This window comes from Leucobacter ruminantium (assembly GCF_017565705.1).
GTDB lineage: Bacteria > Actinomycetota > Actinomycetes > Actinomycetales > Microbacteriaceae > Leucobacter > Leucobacter ruminantium.
On record NZ_JAGDYL010000040.1, the window covers coordinates 1 to 16,371 of the forward strand.

General features: G+C 69.5%; 11 protein-coding genes. 8 read left to right on the forward strand and 3 right to left on the reverse strand.

Going from position 1 to position 16,371, the window contains the following annotated elements:
• Positions 1–115 precede the first annotated feature (115 nt).
• From J4H91_RS14675 to J4H91_RS14685, 3 genes are all read left to right on the forward strand, one after another.
• The gene (locus tag J4H91_RS14675) at positions 116–1,819 is read left to right on the forward strand and encodes an amidase family protein (RefSeq protein WP_208047000.1); all 1,704 of its coding nucleotides are present in this window, start codon (positions 116–118) and stop codon (positions 1,817–1,819) included.
• Between the two features lie 51 nt (positions 1,820–1,870).
• Positions 1,871–2,941, forward strand: a complete 1,071-nt coding sequence (locus J4H91_RS14680; protein WP_341783567.1) for an FUSC family protein — start codon at positions 1,871–1,873, stop codon at positions 2,939–2,941.
• A gap of 174 nt (positions 2,942–3,115) precedes the next feature.
• Entirely contained in the window at positions 3,116–3,787 is a 672-nt protein-coding gene (locus J4H91_RS14685) for a histidine phosphatase family protein (protein ID WP_208047001.1), read from the forward strand.
• Between the two features lie 7 nt (positions 3,788–3,794).
• Here J4H91_RS14685 and J4H91_RS14690 read toward each other — a convergent pair whose 3' ends face one another.
• Together J4H91_RS14690 and ddaH are read right to left on the reverse strand one after the other, a co-directional pair.
• A complete protein-coding gene (locus J4H91_RS14690) occupies positions 3,795–5,069 on the reverse strand; it encodes an MFS transporter (protein ID WP_341783568.1) in 1,275 nt (424 codons plus the stop codon).
• A 42-nt stretch (positions 5,070–5,111) separates the two neighbouring features.
• Positions 5,112–5,882, reverse strand: coding sequence for a dimethylargininase (gene ddaH, locus J4H91_RS14695; protein WP_208047002.1), 771 nt, complete (start codon positions 5,880–5,882; stop codon positions 5,112–5,114).
• 217 nt (positions 5,883–6,099) lie between these two features.
• Between ddaH and J4H91_RS14700 the strand changes: the two genes are divergently transcribed.
• The 5 genes from J4H91_RS14700 to J4H91_RS14720 all read left to right on the forward strand — a co-directional run bounded on the left by J4H91_RS14700 (position 6,100) and on the right by J4H91_RS14720 (position 15,992).
• Positions 6,100–10,875, forward strand: coding sequence for an NAD-glutamate dehydrogenase (locus J4H91_RS14700; protein ID WP_208047003.1), 4,776 nt, complete (start codon positions 6,100–6,102; stop codon positions 10,873–10,875).
• A 453-nt stretch (positions 10,876–11,328) separates the two neighbouring features.
• Positions 11,329–12,162 (forward strand): IclR family transcriptional regulator, encoded by an 834-nt coding sequence (locus J4H91_RS14705; RefSeq protein WP_279544279.1) that lies wholly within the window; start codon positions 11,329–11,331, stop codon positions 12,160–12,162.
• Positions 12,163–12,313: 151 nt separating this feature from the next.
• Positions 12,314–14,020, forward strand: a complete 1,707-nt coding sequence (locus tag J4H91_RS14710; protein WP_208047005.1) for a thiamine pyrophosphate-binding protein — start codon at positions 12,314–12,316, stop codon at positions 14,018–14,020.
• Positions 14,021–14,239: 219 nt separating this feature from the next.
• A complete protein-coding gene (locus J4H91_RS14715) occupies positions 14,240–15,124 on the forward strand; it encodes an alpha/beta hydrolase fold domain-containing protein (protein WP_208047006.1) in 885 nt (294 codons plus the stop codon).
• A gap of 55 nt (positions 15,125–15,179) precedes the next feature.
• The gene (locus J4H91_RS14720) at positions 15,180–15,992 is read left to right on the forward strand and encodes an IclR family transcriptional regulator (RefSeq protein WP_208047007.1); all 813 of its coding nucleotides are present in this window, start codon (positions 15,180–15,182) and stop codon (positions 15,990–15,992) included.
• Between the two features lie 13 nt (positions 15,993–16,005).
• Here the strand turns inward: J4H91_RS14720 and J4H91_RS14725 are convergent, their stop codons facing one another.
• Positions 16,006–16,224: a hypothetical protein gene (locus J4H91_RS14725; protein ID WP_208047008.1), complete on the reverse strand. Its 219-nt coding sequence runs from the start codon at positions 16,222–16,224 to the stop codon at positions 16,006–16,008.
• Positions 16,225–16,371 lie beyond the last annotated feature (147 nt).

Here is a 16,371-nt window from a genome sequence, read left to right on the forward strand (position 1 = left end):
TCGTTAGCCGCGCGGACCTGACCGCGATTCAGGACTCGCTCAACGGCCGACCACGCAAGACGCTCGGATATCTGACACCATCGGAGAAGTTCACGGAACTCGTTGCGACCACCGGTTGAATCCGCCGACCGTCGCGTCGGGCAGCGCTGCGCTGAGCGGCCTCATCGCGAACGAGGACGCGGCGACCGTCGCGCAGCTGCGGGCGGCCGGCGCGGTGCTGCTCGGCAAGACCAACATGCCTCCGATGGCGGCGGGCGGCGTGCAACCGGGGCTCTACGGCTACGCTCGGAGCCCCTACAATCCCCAATACCTCACCGCCGCCTACGGCTCGGGATCCTCCAACGGCTCCGCGACGGCGACAACGGCCAGCATGTGCGCCTTCGGGATGGCGGAGGAGACGGTCTCGTCTGGACGATCCCCCGCGTCGAACAACGCGCTCGTGGCCTACACGCCCTCCCGAGGCATGCTCTCCCTGCGTGGCAACTGGCCTCTCCGCCCGACCTGCGATGTCGTCGTCCCGCACACGCGTTCGGTCGCCGACCTTCTCCTCGTCCTCGATGTGCTCGCATCCGATGACGCTCACCGGGACGGGGAGTTCTGGCGTCAGCAGACTGCGGTCGAGCTGCCGTCGCCAAGCGACGTGTTCAGGAGACCGATCGCCCGCCCGCGACCGGCCCGGCTCGACGGCATCCGAGTCGGAGTGCCGAAGATGTACATCGGCGACGATCCCGACGGCGATGATCCGCCCGTCATCCGACCTAGCGTACGCCGGCTGTGGGAGACCGCGGCGGACGCGTTGCGATCACTGGGCGCCGAGATCGTCGACGTCGCGTTCCCAGTGGTCTCCAATTACGAGGAGGACCGTCCGGGTGCCCGGGGTCTGGCCGCACGCGGGCTCGTCCCAGACGACTGGCGCGCGCTCGAGGGCAGTGCGGTCACGGCGCTCGCGCTCGACCGGTTCCTCCGGGAGAACAACGATCCCGACCTCAGCAGCTGGGCCGAGGTCGACGGCGACGCGGTGTTCCCGCTGGACGACGCCCCGGTCCCGGTGTGGATCACCCGGGCCCGTGGCGGCTTCGATTGGCAGCGCCTGGTGGAGATCGTCAAGCAGGGCGTCCCGGACTCGTATGCGGACATCCCGGGGCTCGACCACCTCCTCCGCGGCCTGGAGGAGGCCCGCAAACTCGACTTCGAGGACTGGCTCCTCGCCGAGGGGCTTGATGTCGTCGCCTTCCCGGCCGCGGGCGACGTCGGTCGCGCCGACCTCTTCGAACGGGCGGAGAGTCTCGACGACGCCTCTCGGAACGGCGTGGTCTACTCCAACGGCAACCGGGTGCTGCGGCACTTGGGCATCCCCACGGTGACTGTTCCGATGGGGCATATGTCGGATACGCAGATGCCGGTCGGGCTGACCTTCGCCGGCCCGGCCTATGCCGACGACCGTCTCCTCGACTACGCATCCGCGTATGAGCACGCGACCCGGGATCGCAGGCCGGCATTCCTCGCTCCGACCCTGCCCAGTAATCAGATCGATGGCGACGATGAGATTGCGCGAACGGGTCCGCTCGAGCACTCGACGACGATCGAGCGCGGCGAACGCTTCTGGGAGGTCGAAATACGCGTGACCGATGCGGTCTCGGCGCGGACGCACGCGTGGGCGGACGGCCATCTGCTCCTGCCTGCGAAGGGAGAACCCGGCGTGTTTCGAGGAAGGGTCTCGCTCTCGCGGCCGAGGGTCGGCGATGAGATGCTCATCGTGATCAAGCGCGGGCGTCTCCGCGCGGTGATGAGCCTCGTGCCGCTTCCTCGTCGTGAGTGACGGCGTACCGCCCCGCCGGCCTGCTAGCGTGACGCTGGGGAAGGAGGCCGGGTGGGTCTGCGACAGCGGGGAGCGAGGACGGCCGGCGCTGCCGTGCGCAGCCTGTTCTCGCTGCCGCCGAACCCCGAGCCGCGAGGCTGGATCGCGGTGCGGGCCGGGCTCTCGATCGGGGTGCCCTTCGGTGTTCTGACTTTGCTCGGCTACGAGCGCATCGGCCTGCAGACATCGGTCGGCGCCTTCCTCGCGCTGTTCTTCGCCGGGGCCGCGGCGGCCGAGCGCGCGAGGGCGCTGCCGTTCGTGGGCGCCGTGCTGCTCGCCTGCGCGGGGCTGGGAGCAGCGCTCGCACCGTGGCCCTGGCTGCTCACCACCGGTCTCGTCGTGGTGGCGGTCTGCACGAGCGCGGCCTCGTTCGTCTTCCGCGTCGGTCCGCCGGGCCCGGTGTTCTTCGTGCTGAGCTACGGCCTCGCGGCGAACGTGACGTCCGTCGTCGACGGCGAGCGTCTCAACGATCCGCTCGTCTTCCTCGCCGCGGTCGCGTGCGGCCTCGTCGCCTCGTATCTGATCGCGCTCGCGCCGCTGCTCCGGTCGCGGGAGCGCCGCCGCCCGGTGCAACCGCTGAGCGAACTGCTGCCGCTCAGGGCGCTCGGCGCCGGCGAGCGCGAACTCGTGCTGCGGATCGCGCTCGTCGCCGTGCTCGGCTGCGTCGTGAGCCTGGCGCTGCTCGACACGCACCGCGCCTACTGGACCGTCGGCACCGGGATCGCCGTCGTGGGTCTCACGCCCTCGCGCGGCACCTCGGTGGTGCGCGGGCTGCACCGCACCGTCGGCACGCTCATCGGGGCGGCGATCGCGGTGGCGATCGCGCCGGTCAGCGCGATCCCTCTGCTCGCCGTCGGCGTGCTCATGCTGCTGCAGTTCGCGATCGAGCTCGTCGTCGTGCGCAACTACGCGCTCGCCCTCGTCTTCATCACACCGCTCGTGCTGCTCATCACCGCCATGGCGACGGGCGCCGACGACGTGATGGCCGTCGCCTGGGAGCGCGTGCTCGACACCGCTGTGGGATCGGCGCTCGCAGTGCTCACGGCGTTCCTGCACCGCCGTCGGCCGGTAGCGCCCGCGTAAGGGGTCGCATCTCGGGGTTATTCGGGCGTCGAAACCCCCGAATGCGACCCTTCCCGGCAGGCGACCGTCGGGTAGCTCCGGGGGCCGGCCGTCGGGTAGCTCCGTGAGGCGGTCGCCCCCGACCCGGAAACCGCGCGGCGTGCACCGGCGCCCGCCGTGCGAGAGGATGGGAGCATGCGCATCGTGCTCGTCCGCCACGGCCAGACTCCCTCGAACGTCGAAGGGCTCCTCGACACCGCGGCCCCCGGGCCGGGGCTCACATCGCTCGGCGAGAGGCAGGCTGCCGCGATCCCCGACGCGTTCCGGGATCGCGGCATCGAGACGGTCTCGGTCTCGCCGCTGCTGCGCACCTCGCTCACGGCCGCGCCCTTCGCGCAGTCCCGATCCCTCGATCCGAGCGTGCACGAGGGGCTGCGGGAGGTGGAGGCGGGTGATCTCGAGATGGCTGCGGACCGCGACGCGATCCGCACCTACATCACGACCATCTTCGACTGGGTGCGCGGCGACGAGCAGCGCCGCATGCCGGGCGGCGAGAGCGGCGCCGAGTTCTTCGCCCGCTACGACGCGGCCATCGAGGAGATCGCGGCGACGGGGGCCGAGTCGGCGATGCTCGTCTCGCACGGCGCCGCGATACGCGCCTGGGCGACGTCGCGGGTGAGCGGCGTCGACCTGTCGCGCGTGGAGCGCACCTCGATGCCCAACACCGGCTTCGTCGCGATCGAGGGCGACCCGAGCCGCGGTTGGCGGCTCCTGGAGTGGTCTGCGCACCCTGCGGGCGGCGAGCATCTCGCGCCGGGCTACGTCAAGGATCCGACGGTCGCCACGCTCGCCCGCGGCAAGGGGTGAGGGATCCCTATCCCCTGAACACGAAGCGCTCGCGGCCGGCAGCCACGCCCGCGATCAGCTGCCCGAAGCCGAAGACGAGCAGCAGCACGAGCGGCGCGCCCCAGCCGCCGCTGAACTCGTGCACCAGACCGAACAGCACCGGTCCGGCCGCCGCCACGAGATAGCCGACCGACTGCGCCATGCCCGAGAGCGCGCTCGCCGTCTCCTGCTCGCGCGCCCGGATCGCCATGAACATGAGCGACAGTCCGAGCGAGGCGCCCGCGCAGAACCCGGCGATGCACAGCCAGAGGAGGGCCGGGCCGGTCTCGAGCACGATACCCGTCACCGAGACCCCGATCGCGACGGGGACGAGCGCCGCGAGCCACCGCCGCATCGCGCCGCGGTAGAGCAGCGGCAGGCAGATCGACCCGGCGATGCCCGCGAGCTGGTAGATCATCACGTCCACCCCGGCCTCGACGGCCGTGCGCCCGTGCGATGACTGGATGGGGGCCAGCCAGGTCGACAGGGTGTAGAAGGGGAGCGACTGCAGGCCCATGTACGACGCGACGGCCCATGCGACGGGGTCGCGCCAGACGCGACGACCCGCGGTGCCTCTGCGGATCGTGGTGAGCGTGCCCGTGCTCGTGACGAGGAAGTCGCCCTGCGGATCCCCGCTCAGCGCCCCGGCCGAGGCCGCCCGCGCGGCGGCGCGGCGCGTGGCGACGATCCAGACGATCAGCGCGATCGGCACGGGCGCACCGGTCGCGAGCAGGGCGATGCGCCAGCCGAGCTCGGCGCCGTCGCCCGCCTCGAAGTGGGCGATCGGCACCACGATGCCGGCTCCGACGGCGCCGAAGGCGCTGAGCAGCGCCGAGTAGACGCCCATCACGAGCGGGATGCGCGAACCGAAATCGCGGCGCACGACCGCGGGCATCAGCACGTTGCCGATCGCGAGGGCGGCGCCGATGCAGACCGTGCCGAACCACAGTGAGAGGGATCCGCCCGGCAGCGACCGCCAGACCGTGCCGGCGGCGAGCACGGCGAGCGACCAGCCCACCGCGCGTTCGACCCCGATGCGCGCGGCGATGCCGTGGGCGAGCGGTGAGACCGCGGCCCACACGAGCAGCGGAACCGAGGCGAGGCCCCCGAGCGCGGCCGCGGTGGTCCCGCGGTCGTCGGCGATGTCCTCGAGCAGCGGGCCGATGCCCGTGATCGTCATGCGCATGTTCACTGCGACGAGGCACACCGCCACGAACAGGAGCACCCAGGGTCGGCGTGTTTCGGAGGACGGACGAGCGGGCACAACTCCGAACCCTACCCGATGCGCGCCGCCCGCGAGGGCGCCTCAGTCGAGGTTGCGCACGCGCACCGAGAGGCAGGTGGGGCAGCCCTCGAGCTTCTCGTACTCGGCGATCGCCACCTCGGTGACGGTGTAGCCGAGATCCCTCAGCATCTCCGCGGTCTTCGGCGCCGAAGCCGAGATGATCAGTTCGGACTCGCTCAGGCAGACGACCGCCGTGCCGTGCGGCTCGGGCACGGGCAGGAAACGGTCGAAGATCGCGGGGTTGTCGACGAACTCGGGGTAGCCGATCACGGTGCCGTCGGGCAGCGCGGTGACCGCGGTCTTGAGGTGCAGCACCTTCGTCACGGGCACGGCGACGACCTTCGCTCCGAGCGGGGCGAGGATGCGGCGCAGCTGCGCCACGCCCTCGGCGTTCGTGCGGCCGCCGCGGCCGACGTAGACCGTGTCGCCGATCTTCAGCACGTCGCCACCGTCGAGCGTGCCGGGCTCGCGGATCTCGGCGATCGGGCAGCCGAGCGCCTCGAGCGCGCGGCGCGTGCCGTCGGTCTCGGGCTTGCGGCTGTCGGCGCCGGGGCGCGAGATGACGGCCACGTTGCGGAACATCACGACCGTGTCCTCGATGAACACCGAGTCGGGGCAGTCGTCCGCCGGATCGACCTCGATCGTCTCCCAGCCGTGCGCCTGCAGCGTCGAGACGTAGCCGCGCCACTCCTCGTGAGCGCGCTCGAGATCGACGGCGACCTTCTCGATGTGGTCGACGATCCCGTCGTCGAGCAGGCTGCTGGGCTGGCGCACGAGGGCGATCTTCGACATGGGTCCTCCGGTGTCGAGGGAACAGTGGTCATCCCAGGCTACCCGCACGGCGGGCGCGGGGCCTGTCGGAGGCCGGGGCGCACGGGCGCGGTCGGCGCTGCCGAGCCGGCCAGCGGCGACCCGGGACGGGCATGGGCAGCGATCCCTTTCGAGGCTATGATGAGCGCAGGCCCTGACCTGGCCCGCCGTCGAAGTTCAGAACAGGACATTGAGGTTAATGAGTAGCGATCCCGCTTTCGCCCCCATCCACGACGCTCTCGAGACCATCGATCCGATGTTCAGACCGGCTCTCGAGCGCCTCCTCACGCAGGTCGACGCCGCCGATCTCGAGGAGCGCGAGCCCCGCGATATCGTGGGCGCCGCGATGTCGATGCGCACGCTCGCAGACCGTCGTGAGCCGGGTCAGACGCTGGTCGCGGTCTTCACTCCCACCCTGAGCGAGCACGGGTGGACCTCGCGCCGCACCATCGTGAACATCTGCACCGACGACTCGCCGTTCCTCGTCGACTCGGTGGCCGCCGCGATCGCCCGCCGCGGTCTCGCCGTGCACCTGCTCATGCACCCCGTGGTCTCCGTGCGCCGCGACGAGGCGGGCGAGCTGCTCGAGGTCGACGCCCACGGCGGCGACCTCGAATCGTGGATCCACCTGGAGATCGACCGCGTGCCGACCGAGGAGGGCCGTGCGGAGCTCGAGGAGCAGCTGCGCAATGTGCTCGCGGACGTGCACGCCGCCGTGAACGACTGGCGGGCGATGCGCCGCGCCTGCCTCGACATCGTCACCGACCTGCGCACGGACCCGCCCTCGACCGCGGACCCCGCCACGGTCGGGCCGACGGTCGACTTCCTGAGCTGGCTGGCCGACGACAACTTCACCTTCCTCGGCTACCGCGAGCACGCGCTCGAGACCGATGAGAACGGTGAGGAGGTGCTGCGACCGCTGCCGCACACCGGCCTCGGCATCCTGCGCAAGTCGACCACCGCAGTCGCCCACCTGCGCCCCGAGGCGCAGCGCACCGCGCGCGAGCCGCGCCTGCTCACGATCACCAAGGCGAACTCGCGCGCCACCGTGCACCGCGACGTCTACCTCGACTACATCGGCGTGCGCACCTTCGACGAGCAGGGCAACGTGACGGGAGAGCGCCGCTTCCTCGGCATGTTCACCTCCGCCGCCTACGCCGCGTCTGTGATGACCCTGCCCATCGTCTCCACCAAGGTGCGGGCGGTGCTCGACGCCTCGGGCTACTCGCCGACCTCGCACTCGGGCAAGGATCTGCTGCAGATCCTCGAGCAGTACCCCCGCGACGAGCTGTTCCAGGACACCCCCGAGCATCTCCTCGAGGTCGCGAGCGAGGTGAGCCGCCTCCGCGAGCGGCGCCGCGCACGCGCCTTCCTCAGGAAGGACGAATTCGGGCGCTTCGTGTCGGCGCTCGTCTTCCTGCCGAGGGATCGCTACAACACGACCGTGCGCCTGCGCATCCAGGACCTGCTGCGCTCGGTGTTCGGCGCCGAGCACATCGACCACGCCACCCGCGTCGGCGACTCCCCGCTCGCACAGCTGCACTTCGTGGTGCGCGTGCCCCGCGGCACCTCGGTGCCCGACGTCGACGAGGCCGCCCTGCAGGCGCAGCTCGAGGCCGCCATCCGCGGTTGGACCGAGGGGCTCGTCGACGCCCTGCACCAGTCGCAGGGCGAGGAGGAGGCCGCCAGGCTGCTCAGCCAGTACGGCGAGGCGTTCCCCGAGTCCTACAAGGAGGCGGTCGGGCCGGAGGACGCGCTCGGCGACATCATGCTGCTCGAGAGCCTCGACGAGCACGAGTTCGCGGTGCGCCTCTACGAGCCCGAGAAGCACGAGGCCGGCAAGCGCGTGCTCACGCTCGCCTCGCGCAAGCAGTACCCGCTGACGCGCGTGCTGCCGATCCTCACCGATCTCGGCGTCGACGTGGTCGACGAGCGCCCCTACACGATCACGCTCGCCGACGGCCAGGTGCGCTACATCTCCGACCTCGGTCTCACCGCGCCGGGAGTCGAGGTGTGGAACGACGCGTCGTGGGGCCGCGTCTTCGAGGAGGCCTTCTCGGCCTCGTGGACGGGGGCGGCCGAGAGCGACCGGCTCAACACCCTCGTGCTGCTGGGCGGGCTCGACTGGCGCCGCATCGTCATCCTCAGGGCCATCGCCATGTACCTGCGGCAGATCGGCTCCGCGTTCTCCGTCGAGTACATCGAGCAGGCGCTCATCGAGAACCCCGGCCTCGCAGCCGACCTCGTGCGCCTCTTCGAGCTGCGCTTCGATCCCTCGATCGCGGGTGATCGCGACGCGCAGACCGCCGATGCCGAGAGTGCGCTGCTGCGGTCCCTCGACGGGGTCTCGAGCCTCGACCACGACCGCATCCTGCGATCGATCGTCGGCGTCATCGGAGCGACCTGGCGCACCAACTTCTACCAGACGACCGCCGACGGAGCCCCCAAGCCCTGGGTGTCCATGAAGCTCGACTGCGGCCGTGTGCCCGGTCTGCCCAAGCCGCACCCCATGGCCGAGATCTGGGTCTACTCGCCCCAGGTCGAGGGCGTGCACCTGCGCTTCGGCAAGGTGGCGCGCGGCGGCCTGCGGTGGAGCGACCGCCGCGAGGACTTCCGCACCGAGGTGCTCGGCCTCGTCAAGGCGCAGATGGTGAAGAACGCCGTGATCGTGCCCACCGGCTCGAAGGGCGGCTTCTACGCCAAGCAGCTGCCCTCGCCCGCCGACCGGGCGGCGTGGTTCGAAGCGGGCAAGGACGCCTACCGCACCTTCATCCGCGGTCTGCTCGACCTCACCGACAACCGTGACGGCGCCGATATCGTGCCGCCGGAGAACGTGGTGCGTCACGACGGAGACGACTCGTACCTCGTGGTCGCCGCCGACAAGGGCACCGCTTCATTCTCCGACATCGCCAACGGCATCTCCGAGGAGTACGGCTTCTGGCTCGCCGACGCCTTCGCCTCCGGCGGCTCGGCCGGCTACGACCACAAGGGCATGGGCATCACAGCCCGCGGGGCCTGGGAGTCGGTGAAGCGCCACTTCCGCGAGCTCGGCCACGATACCCAGACCGAGGACTTCACGGTCGTCGGCGTCGGCGACATGTCGGGCGACGTCTTCGGCAACGGCATGCTGCGCTCGGAGCACATCCGCCTCGTCGCGGCCTTCGACCACCGCCACGTCTTCGTCGACCCGAACCCCGACGCGGCCGCGACCTTCGCCGAGCGCAAGCGGCTGTTCGAGCTGCCCGGCTCGTCGTGGGACGACTTCGACCGCGACGTGATCTCGAAGGGCGGCGGGGTCTTCCCGCTCACCCTGAAGTCGATCGACGTGACGCCCGAGATGGCCGAGGCCCTCGGCCTCGACCCAGACGTGAAGACCCTCACGCCGCTCGAGCTGAAGAAGGCGGTGCTGCTCGCGCCGGTCGACCTGCTCTGGAACGGCGCCATCGGCACCTATATCAAGGCGAGCGACGAGACCAACGCCGAGATCGGCGACCGCGGCAACGACGCGATCCGGGTCAACGGCAACGAGCTGCGGCTGCGCGTCGTCGGCGAGGGCGGCAACCTCGGCGTGAGCCAGCGCGGCCGCATCGAGGCCGCGATGTCGGGCGTCAGCATCAACACCGATGCGATCGACAACTCGGCGGGCGTCGGCACCTCCGACCGCGAGGTCAACATCAAGATCCTGCTCGGCGCCGTCGAGCGCGACGGCCGACTCGATCGCGAGGCCCGCAACGAGCTGCTGCGCTCGATGACCGACGAGGTCGCCGTGCAGGTGCTGCGCGACAACTACGAGCAGAACGTGCTGCTCGGCAACTCGCGCGCGAACGCAGTCGAGATGCTGCCGTCGCACGAGCGTCTCATGGAGTGGCTCGAGGAGCGCGACGAGCTCGATCGCGAGCTCGAGTTCCTGCCGAGCGGCGCCGAGATCCAGCGCCGCCACGCCGAAGGTAGGGGACTGACGCGCCCCGAGTTCGCGGTGCTCATCGCCTACGCGAAGCTTGCGCTCAAGGCCGACCTCGCGGTCACCGACCTCGCCGAGGATCCCTGGTTCGAGCACACGCTCTCCGACTACTTCCCGACCGAGATCAGGGAGGGCTACGCCGACGACCTCGACGCCCACCCGCTGCGCAGCGAGATCATCGTCAACTCGGTCGTGAACTCCATGGTCAACCGCGGCGGCATCACCTTCGCATACCGCGCCGCCGACGAGACGGGCGCCTCCAGCGAGCAGATCGCCCGCGCCTACGTCGCGGCGCGCGAGATCTTCGACCTGCGCGGCTTCGTCGTGGAGGTCGAGGCGACCGACAACATCGTGCCGACCTCGACCCAGACCGAGCTCTACCTCGGCTTCCGCCGTCTGCTCGACCGCGCCACCCGCTGGTTCGTGCACCACAGGCCCGACGGCATCGACATCGGCTCCGAGATCGAGCTCTTCAGCGCCCCGGTGCAGAGCTTCTTCACCCGGATGGGCGAGCTGCAGCGCGGCGAGGAGCGCGAGCGCTTCGAGGCACGCGCCCGCGAGTTCGAGGAGGCGGGCGTGCCCCGCGAACTGGCACTGCGCGGAGCGGGCCTGCTCGAACTGATGCCGCTGCTCGACATCATCGAGCGCTCGCGCCTGCGTGGGTGGGATCTCGATGAGCTCGCCGAGGTCACGTACGCGCTGTCGGAGCGGGTGCACTTCGACGACATGCTGGTTCGGGTCACGGCGCTGCCGCAGGACGACCGCTGGGGCTCGATGGCCCGGGCCGCGATGCGCGACGATCTCTACGCCGTGATGATCGAGCTCGCCGCCTCGGTGCTCGACCAGACCGAGGCCGGCGATCCCGAGGAGCGCATCGCCGCCTGGATCGAGCAGGGCGGCCCGGCCGCGCGCCGCGCGCTCGAGGAGTCCTCGGCCGCGGTGCACGCCGGCGAGGAGACGGGGCTCGCGACGCTGTCGGTCGCGCTGCGCCGACTGCGCTCGCTCGTGCGGTGAGGGATCCTGGTCTCGGCGGCTCTTGCCGCTGATCGAGCGAGCGTCAGCGAGTCGAAATCGAGGGCCGTTCCATGGTTTCGACTCGCTTCGCTCGCTCAGCCCGGCGGCTCCGAGGTCATCGTGCGGCGCGAGGTGTCGGCACGCACGATCGGGGTCACTTGTGGGGTGTGTTGCGGCGTTTTCGGGCGCGACACACCCCACAAGTGACCCCGATCGCAGCGGCGAGGGATCCCTCCCCGCCGCTCGAGCGAGGAGCTTGCGGCGCAACGAGCCCCTCGGGCGGATCCTTGGTTTCGATACTTCGACTCGTCGCTTCGCTCCTCGCTCAGAACAGCGCTCGCTTCACCCGTCGGCCGCCGGTTTCTGCTGAGCAGAACCGGCTTGAGTGCGCTTCGGGCGTGAAGCATGATGTCCCTACTCACGGGCACGATGAGTCGTCGACCGCCCGCGAGCATGGGCCGTCGAACGGGGAGCGCACGATTGAAGAAGAGCGAGATCGACTACCGGAAACCGCCCTATGCTCTCGAATCGGTGGATAACGCGCTACGGGCCCTGCACATGCTGCGCGATTCGGGCGCGGTGCGAATCGTGGACGTCGCGGATCGGCTCGGGGTCGCGCGGTCGACCGCGCACCGCACGATGGCGATGCTCGTGTATCAGGGATTTGCGGTGCAAGACGACAGACAGCGATACCTCGCGGGACCCGCTCTGAGCGCACCTATCATCGCCTCGCGGCGCAACCAAAGCCTTGTTCGCACTGCGATGCCCATACTCGAGTCCCTGCAGGCAGAGGTCGACGAGATCGTGAACCTGTCGATCCGCATCGGCGTGCACGCTCGGGTGCTCGCCACATTGGGGGATGAGGCGACCGGAAGTCTCGGCGATCGTCGCGGACACGTCTATCCGGCGCATTCGAGTTCGGCCGGGCGGGCCCTGCTCGCGATGGAACCCGAGAAACTGCTCGAACGGCTCTACCGCAGCCGCAACGCCGAGCTGACGGGAGCAGCTCTCGACGACGTCGACTACGCCGAACTGCTCGCCCACCTGTCGTCGACCAGGCTGCACGGCTTCTCGGTGTGCGATCAAGAGGTGCAGTGCTCGATAGCGTCGGTTGCGGTGGGAGTGTTCCCCGGCGGCGATGCGACGCCGTGCTCGATCGTGCTGCTCACATCGAGCAGCAGGCTGGACGCGCTCGTGCGCGATCGACGCAAGATCGCCTTGCTCCTCGAAGCGAGAGAGTCGTTGCGGCGGGCACTCGAGGATGAGTGCGCCGACGAACCGTTCTGAACCGACGCACTGGAGTGTGTCCGGTTCTGGTTCGCGGAATCCTCTTCAGCCCGGGTGCCGCTGCCGCGTAGCTTCGAGCTATCGGCAGGCCCGGTATAGCGCCTCGCCACCCCACGACCACGGAGCGGAGCAGAGCAGAGCTATGAAGGACATGGCAGAACACATCAACGGTGCTGAACTCCTGGTGCGTTCGCTGAAGCGCCTGGGAGTCACAGAAGCGTTCAACATCGCAGGCCTCGGACTGCTGCCTCTCGCGGAGGCGTTCTACAGGAACCGAGACGGCATCCGCTACATCTCCGCGCTGAACGAGACCAATCTGGCGCTCATCGCCAACGGCTATGCGCGGGCGAAGCGCTCCGCGGCGTTCGTGAACGTCTATCACGCGTCGGGCACCGCGCTCGCCATGATGGGGGTGACGACGGCCTGGGCCGAGCAGGTGCCGATGGTCTTCACCTCGACGACATCGAGCCGAAAGCTCTCCGGCACCGACCAGTACGCGGCGGTGCCGCGGGCGATCACCGAGATGAGCGAGCAGTTCACGAAGTGGAGCTGCGAGGTGCCGAGCGCCGCCCGGATCCCCGAACTCGTCGCACGTGCCTTCCAAGTGGCGAATACCCCGCCTTACGGGCCCGTGCACCTCGCCTTCCCCATGGATGTCTGGCTGGAACAGACCGAAGACACATCGGGAGGAGTCGCGCCGAGCGAGCTCCTGGCAGCACCGACAGCATCCGCCGAGGCCGTCGATCGGCTCGCGCAGCTGCTGCGCGAGGCCGAGCGCCCCGTCATCGTCGCGGGAGGCGAGGTCGAGCGCTACTGCGGAGTGCCGAACCTCGTTCGGCTCGCGGAACTCACGGGCGTGTGCGTTGCGAGCGAGGACAAGATCTCCGACCTCGGGTTCCCCACCACCCACGGGCAGTTCATCGGCAAACTCGCGATGAACCGCCGCACGATTGCCGGGGCCGACCTCGTGGTGCTGGCGGGGGTGGAACTCACCGAATCTGGACTCACCGATCCGATCGACTTCGGGGGCGCGACCACGGTGACGCTGACCCCGGATCCACTCGCCCTCAACCGGCAAGTGCGCTCGGATGTCGCGATCCTCGGGATGCCCGCATCCACCTTCGGTGCGGTCGCCGAACTCTTCGAGGCTCTTCCGCTAGCCCCTGAACGACTGCGGGAACGCCTCGCGAACGCCCGCACCCTGCACGCGAGGCGGGAGGCGCACAGCGAGCAACTGCGCAGCATCCGCTTCGACGCTCCGGAACTCGCGATCAGCCGGATCGCCACTGAGGTCGCCGAGGCGATGCCCGAGAACGCGATCATCATCAACCACTGCGCCTCGGGCGAGCCGTTCGTCGAGGAGCTGGTGCCGATCTCGAACACAGGGACCTATTTCGGGATCTCGAGCAAAGCGAGCGCCCAGGGCTGGGCGGGTCCGGCTGCGATCGGGGTGCAACTCGCCCGACCGGAGCAGCGGGTCGTCTGCCTGCTCGGCGACGGCGGCTTCATGTTCACCTCTACTGCGATCTACGCCGCCGCTCAGTTCGGTATCCCGGTCGTGTACGTCATCCTGAACAATGGCGGATGGCGTGATATCGGGGCACTCGCGCGCGTCACGGGGTCTCCCCTCGTCGATGCCGAAGCCGACTTCGGCTGGGAGTTCCTGAACCCGGGGATCGAGCACGCCGACTTCGCGCGCAGTCTCGGTCTCGATGCTGTGCGCGTCGAGACCGCCGCCGCACTGCGGACCGCGCTCGAAGAGGCTTTCGCCTCCGACCGACCGATGCTGGTCGAGGTCATGAACTCGCGGGAGGACGCGGAGGAGTTCTCGCGGGTCTTCACCCAAGCCGATGCTTGACCGCTGCGTGCGAAGGCGCGCACCATACGTCATCGCCGTTCGGCGAGGACATCGAATGGCTGCAGAGGTTCGCGGCGGTCATCGGGAGGCGAAGCCTTCCGGGGAGCAGAAAGGGCGGGACCGGCTCGTAGGCTCTCGGTAGCCTGGCCGGAGAGCGTGCGGCAATGCGATTCGACGCAACCTGATGTGGACGACGCCCGGCAGGGCAAAGGAGCTGGCATGAGTGGGAACGAACTCCCGATCGATCGGGTCATCGCGGCGTTGCGGGCGAATCCACTCGATTTCGCCGGCGACCTCGGGGAGTTGCGCACTGCATTCGACGCACTGGGTCGTCGTCCCGATCCCGCGGTGGACGTGTTCGTGCAGCGGGAGATCGGCGGCGTGCCCGTAGTGGAGATCGGAGAGGGAAGCGAGCCGGTGATCTTCGCCCATGCGGGCGGGTACATCGCAGGCAGCGCCATGGGATCGTACGGACTGACGGCTGCCCTTGCGGGGGCGACGGGCCGGAGGGTCGTCGCGGTCGACTATCGGCTCGCACCCGAGCATCCGTTCCCTGCTGCGCGGGATGATCTGATCGCTGTCTACGAGGGAGTCGTCGCAGCGGGTGCGCACCCGGGCAGCATCGGCATGGTCGGCGCCTCGGCCGGTGGCGGACTCGTGCTGCAGGCGCTGTTCGAGCTCCGAGATCGCAGCGCCGACCTTCCGGGCGCAGCGGCGCTGATCTCTCCCTTCAGCGATCTGACGCTCTCCGGTTCGTCGTACGCGAGCAACGAGATGCGCGATCCGTCGCTCACGCGAAAAGGGCTGGCGGCGGCCGCGGGACACTATGCGGCGACCGGAACCGCAGTCGAGCGACCCGATCCCGACCTGCTGCGGGGTCTGCCGCCGTTGCAGATCCACGCGGGGTCCAGGGAGATCCTGCTCTCCGACTCCGTCGATCTGGCGGGGGCGGCCGCGCACGCCGATGTGCATGTCGAACTCGAAGTCTGGCCCGGCATGGTGCACGTCTTCCCCACCTTCGCGGCGGTGCTGCCGGAGGGCTTCGAGGCGCTGCTGCGCATCGAGGACTTCTTCATGCGCTGCATCCGTGTCGTGGAGCGGTGATGTCGATGTCGACGGGGGCCCGCCCGCGACAGGCGGGATCCGCGAGGAGCCTTCCATGAGCGAACGGCAATACCATAGCGGTATGCGGAGCTGCGCGCAGGAACTCGAGGCCCCCGCCTATGCGCTGGGGTCAGTCGATAAGACCCTGCGCGTCATCCACATCCTGCGCGACGGCAATCCCATCCGGGTGAGCACGGTCGCGCGCGACCTCGGCATCGGCGTCTCAACAGCTCACCGCATCATGGCGATGCTCGTGTTCCACGGTTTCGCGGTGCAGGGCTCGAAGCGGCAGTATCTTCCGGGGCCGGCACTCGGTGCTCCCGTGCTGATGGCGAAGGACGTCGATCAGCTGCGGCAGGCGGCCGGCCCCATCATCGAGCAGCTCGCAGCGACGGTGGGGGAGACCGTGAACCTCACGCTGCGCGTCGGCCCACACGCGCGTGTGCTGCTCGCGGTCGGCACGAACGGGCGCACCGAGTTCGATCGCAGCGGTGCTGTGCTGCCGGCCTACGCGACGGCAGCCGGTCGCGCCTCGCTCACCGGTGTCAGCCAGGAACAGCTCGAGCATCTCTTCCGCGGGCCTGCGGCCGAACGGGCGAGCACCGAGCTCGACGAGGAGGCATTCGCCGAACTCGAGCGCGAGCTCAACCGCACCCGTATTCGCGGCTTCGCCATCTCGCTGGAGTCGGCGGTGAAAGGGGTGAGCGCCGTGGCGCTGCCGGTCGCCTCGGCGAAGACCCGGACGATCACCATCGCGGTGCTGACTCCGTCGGAGGCGATCGAGGACCTCATCCATGACGAGGCCCGCATGGGGGCGATCCGCGAGGCCGCTCAGCTGCTCGGCGAACGCTTGGAAGTCGAGGACTGAGGCGGGAAGTGCCTCAGCCTCCTGAGCCGATCGGGAAGAACGGCTCGCCCTGCACGACCTCCAGGGACTCGATCCCCGCGGCGTCTGCAGACTTCGTGATGAGATTCCAGAAGAGGGCGTAGCCGGTAGTGCTCAGGTGGACATCGTGGATCGGGAAGACGCGCCTCGGGGCGACGGCGGCCACGAAGTCCACCGCTCCGCGCAGGCTGTTCCACGGGCCGAGCAGCGGCACGGCGAGGGTGTCGATATCGCGGCTCTTCGGATTTGAGAGTGTAGGCCGATCGGTGAGTACGCCTGGGTAGAACGAAGACCTCGTAAGAGAATCAGGGTGTTCAACGTCCATCGTTCTCTCACGAGGTCTTCGTGTTTAACGCTACCT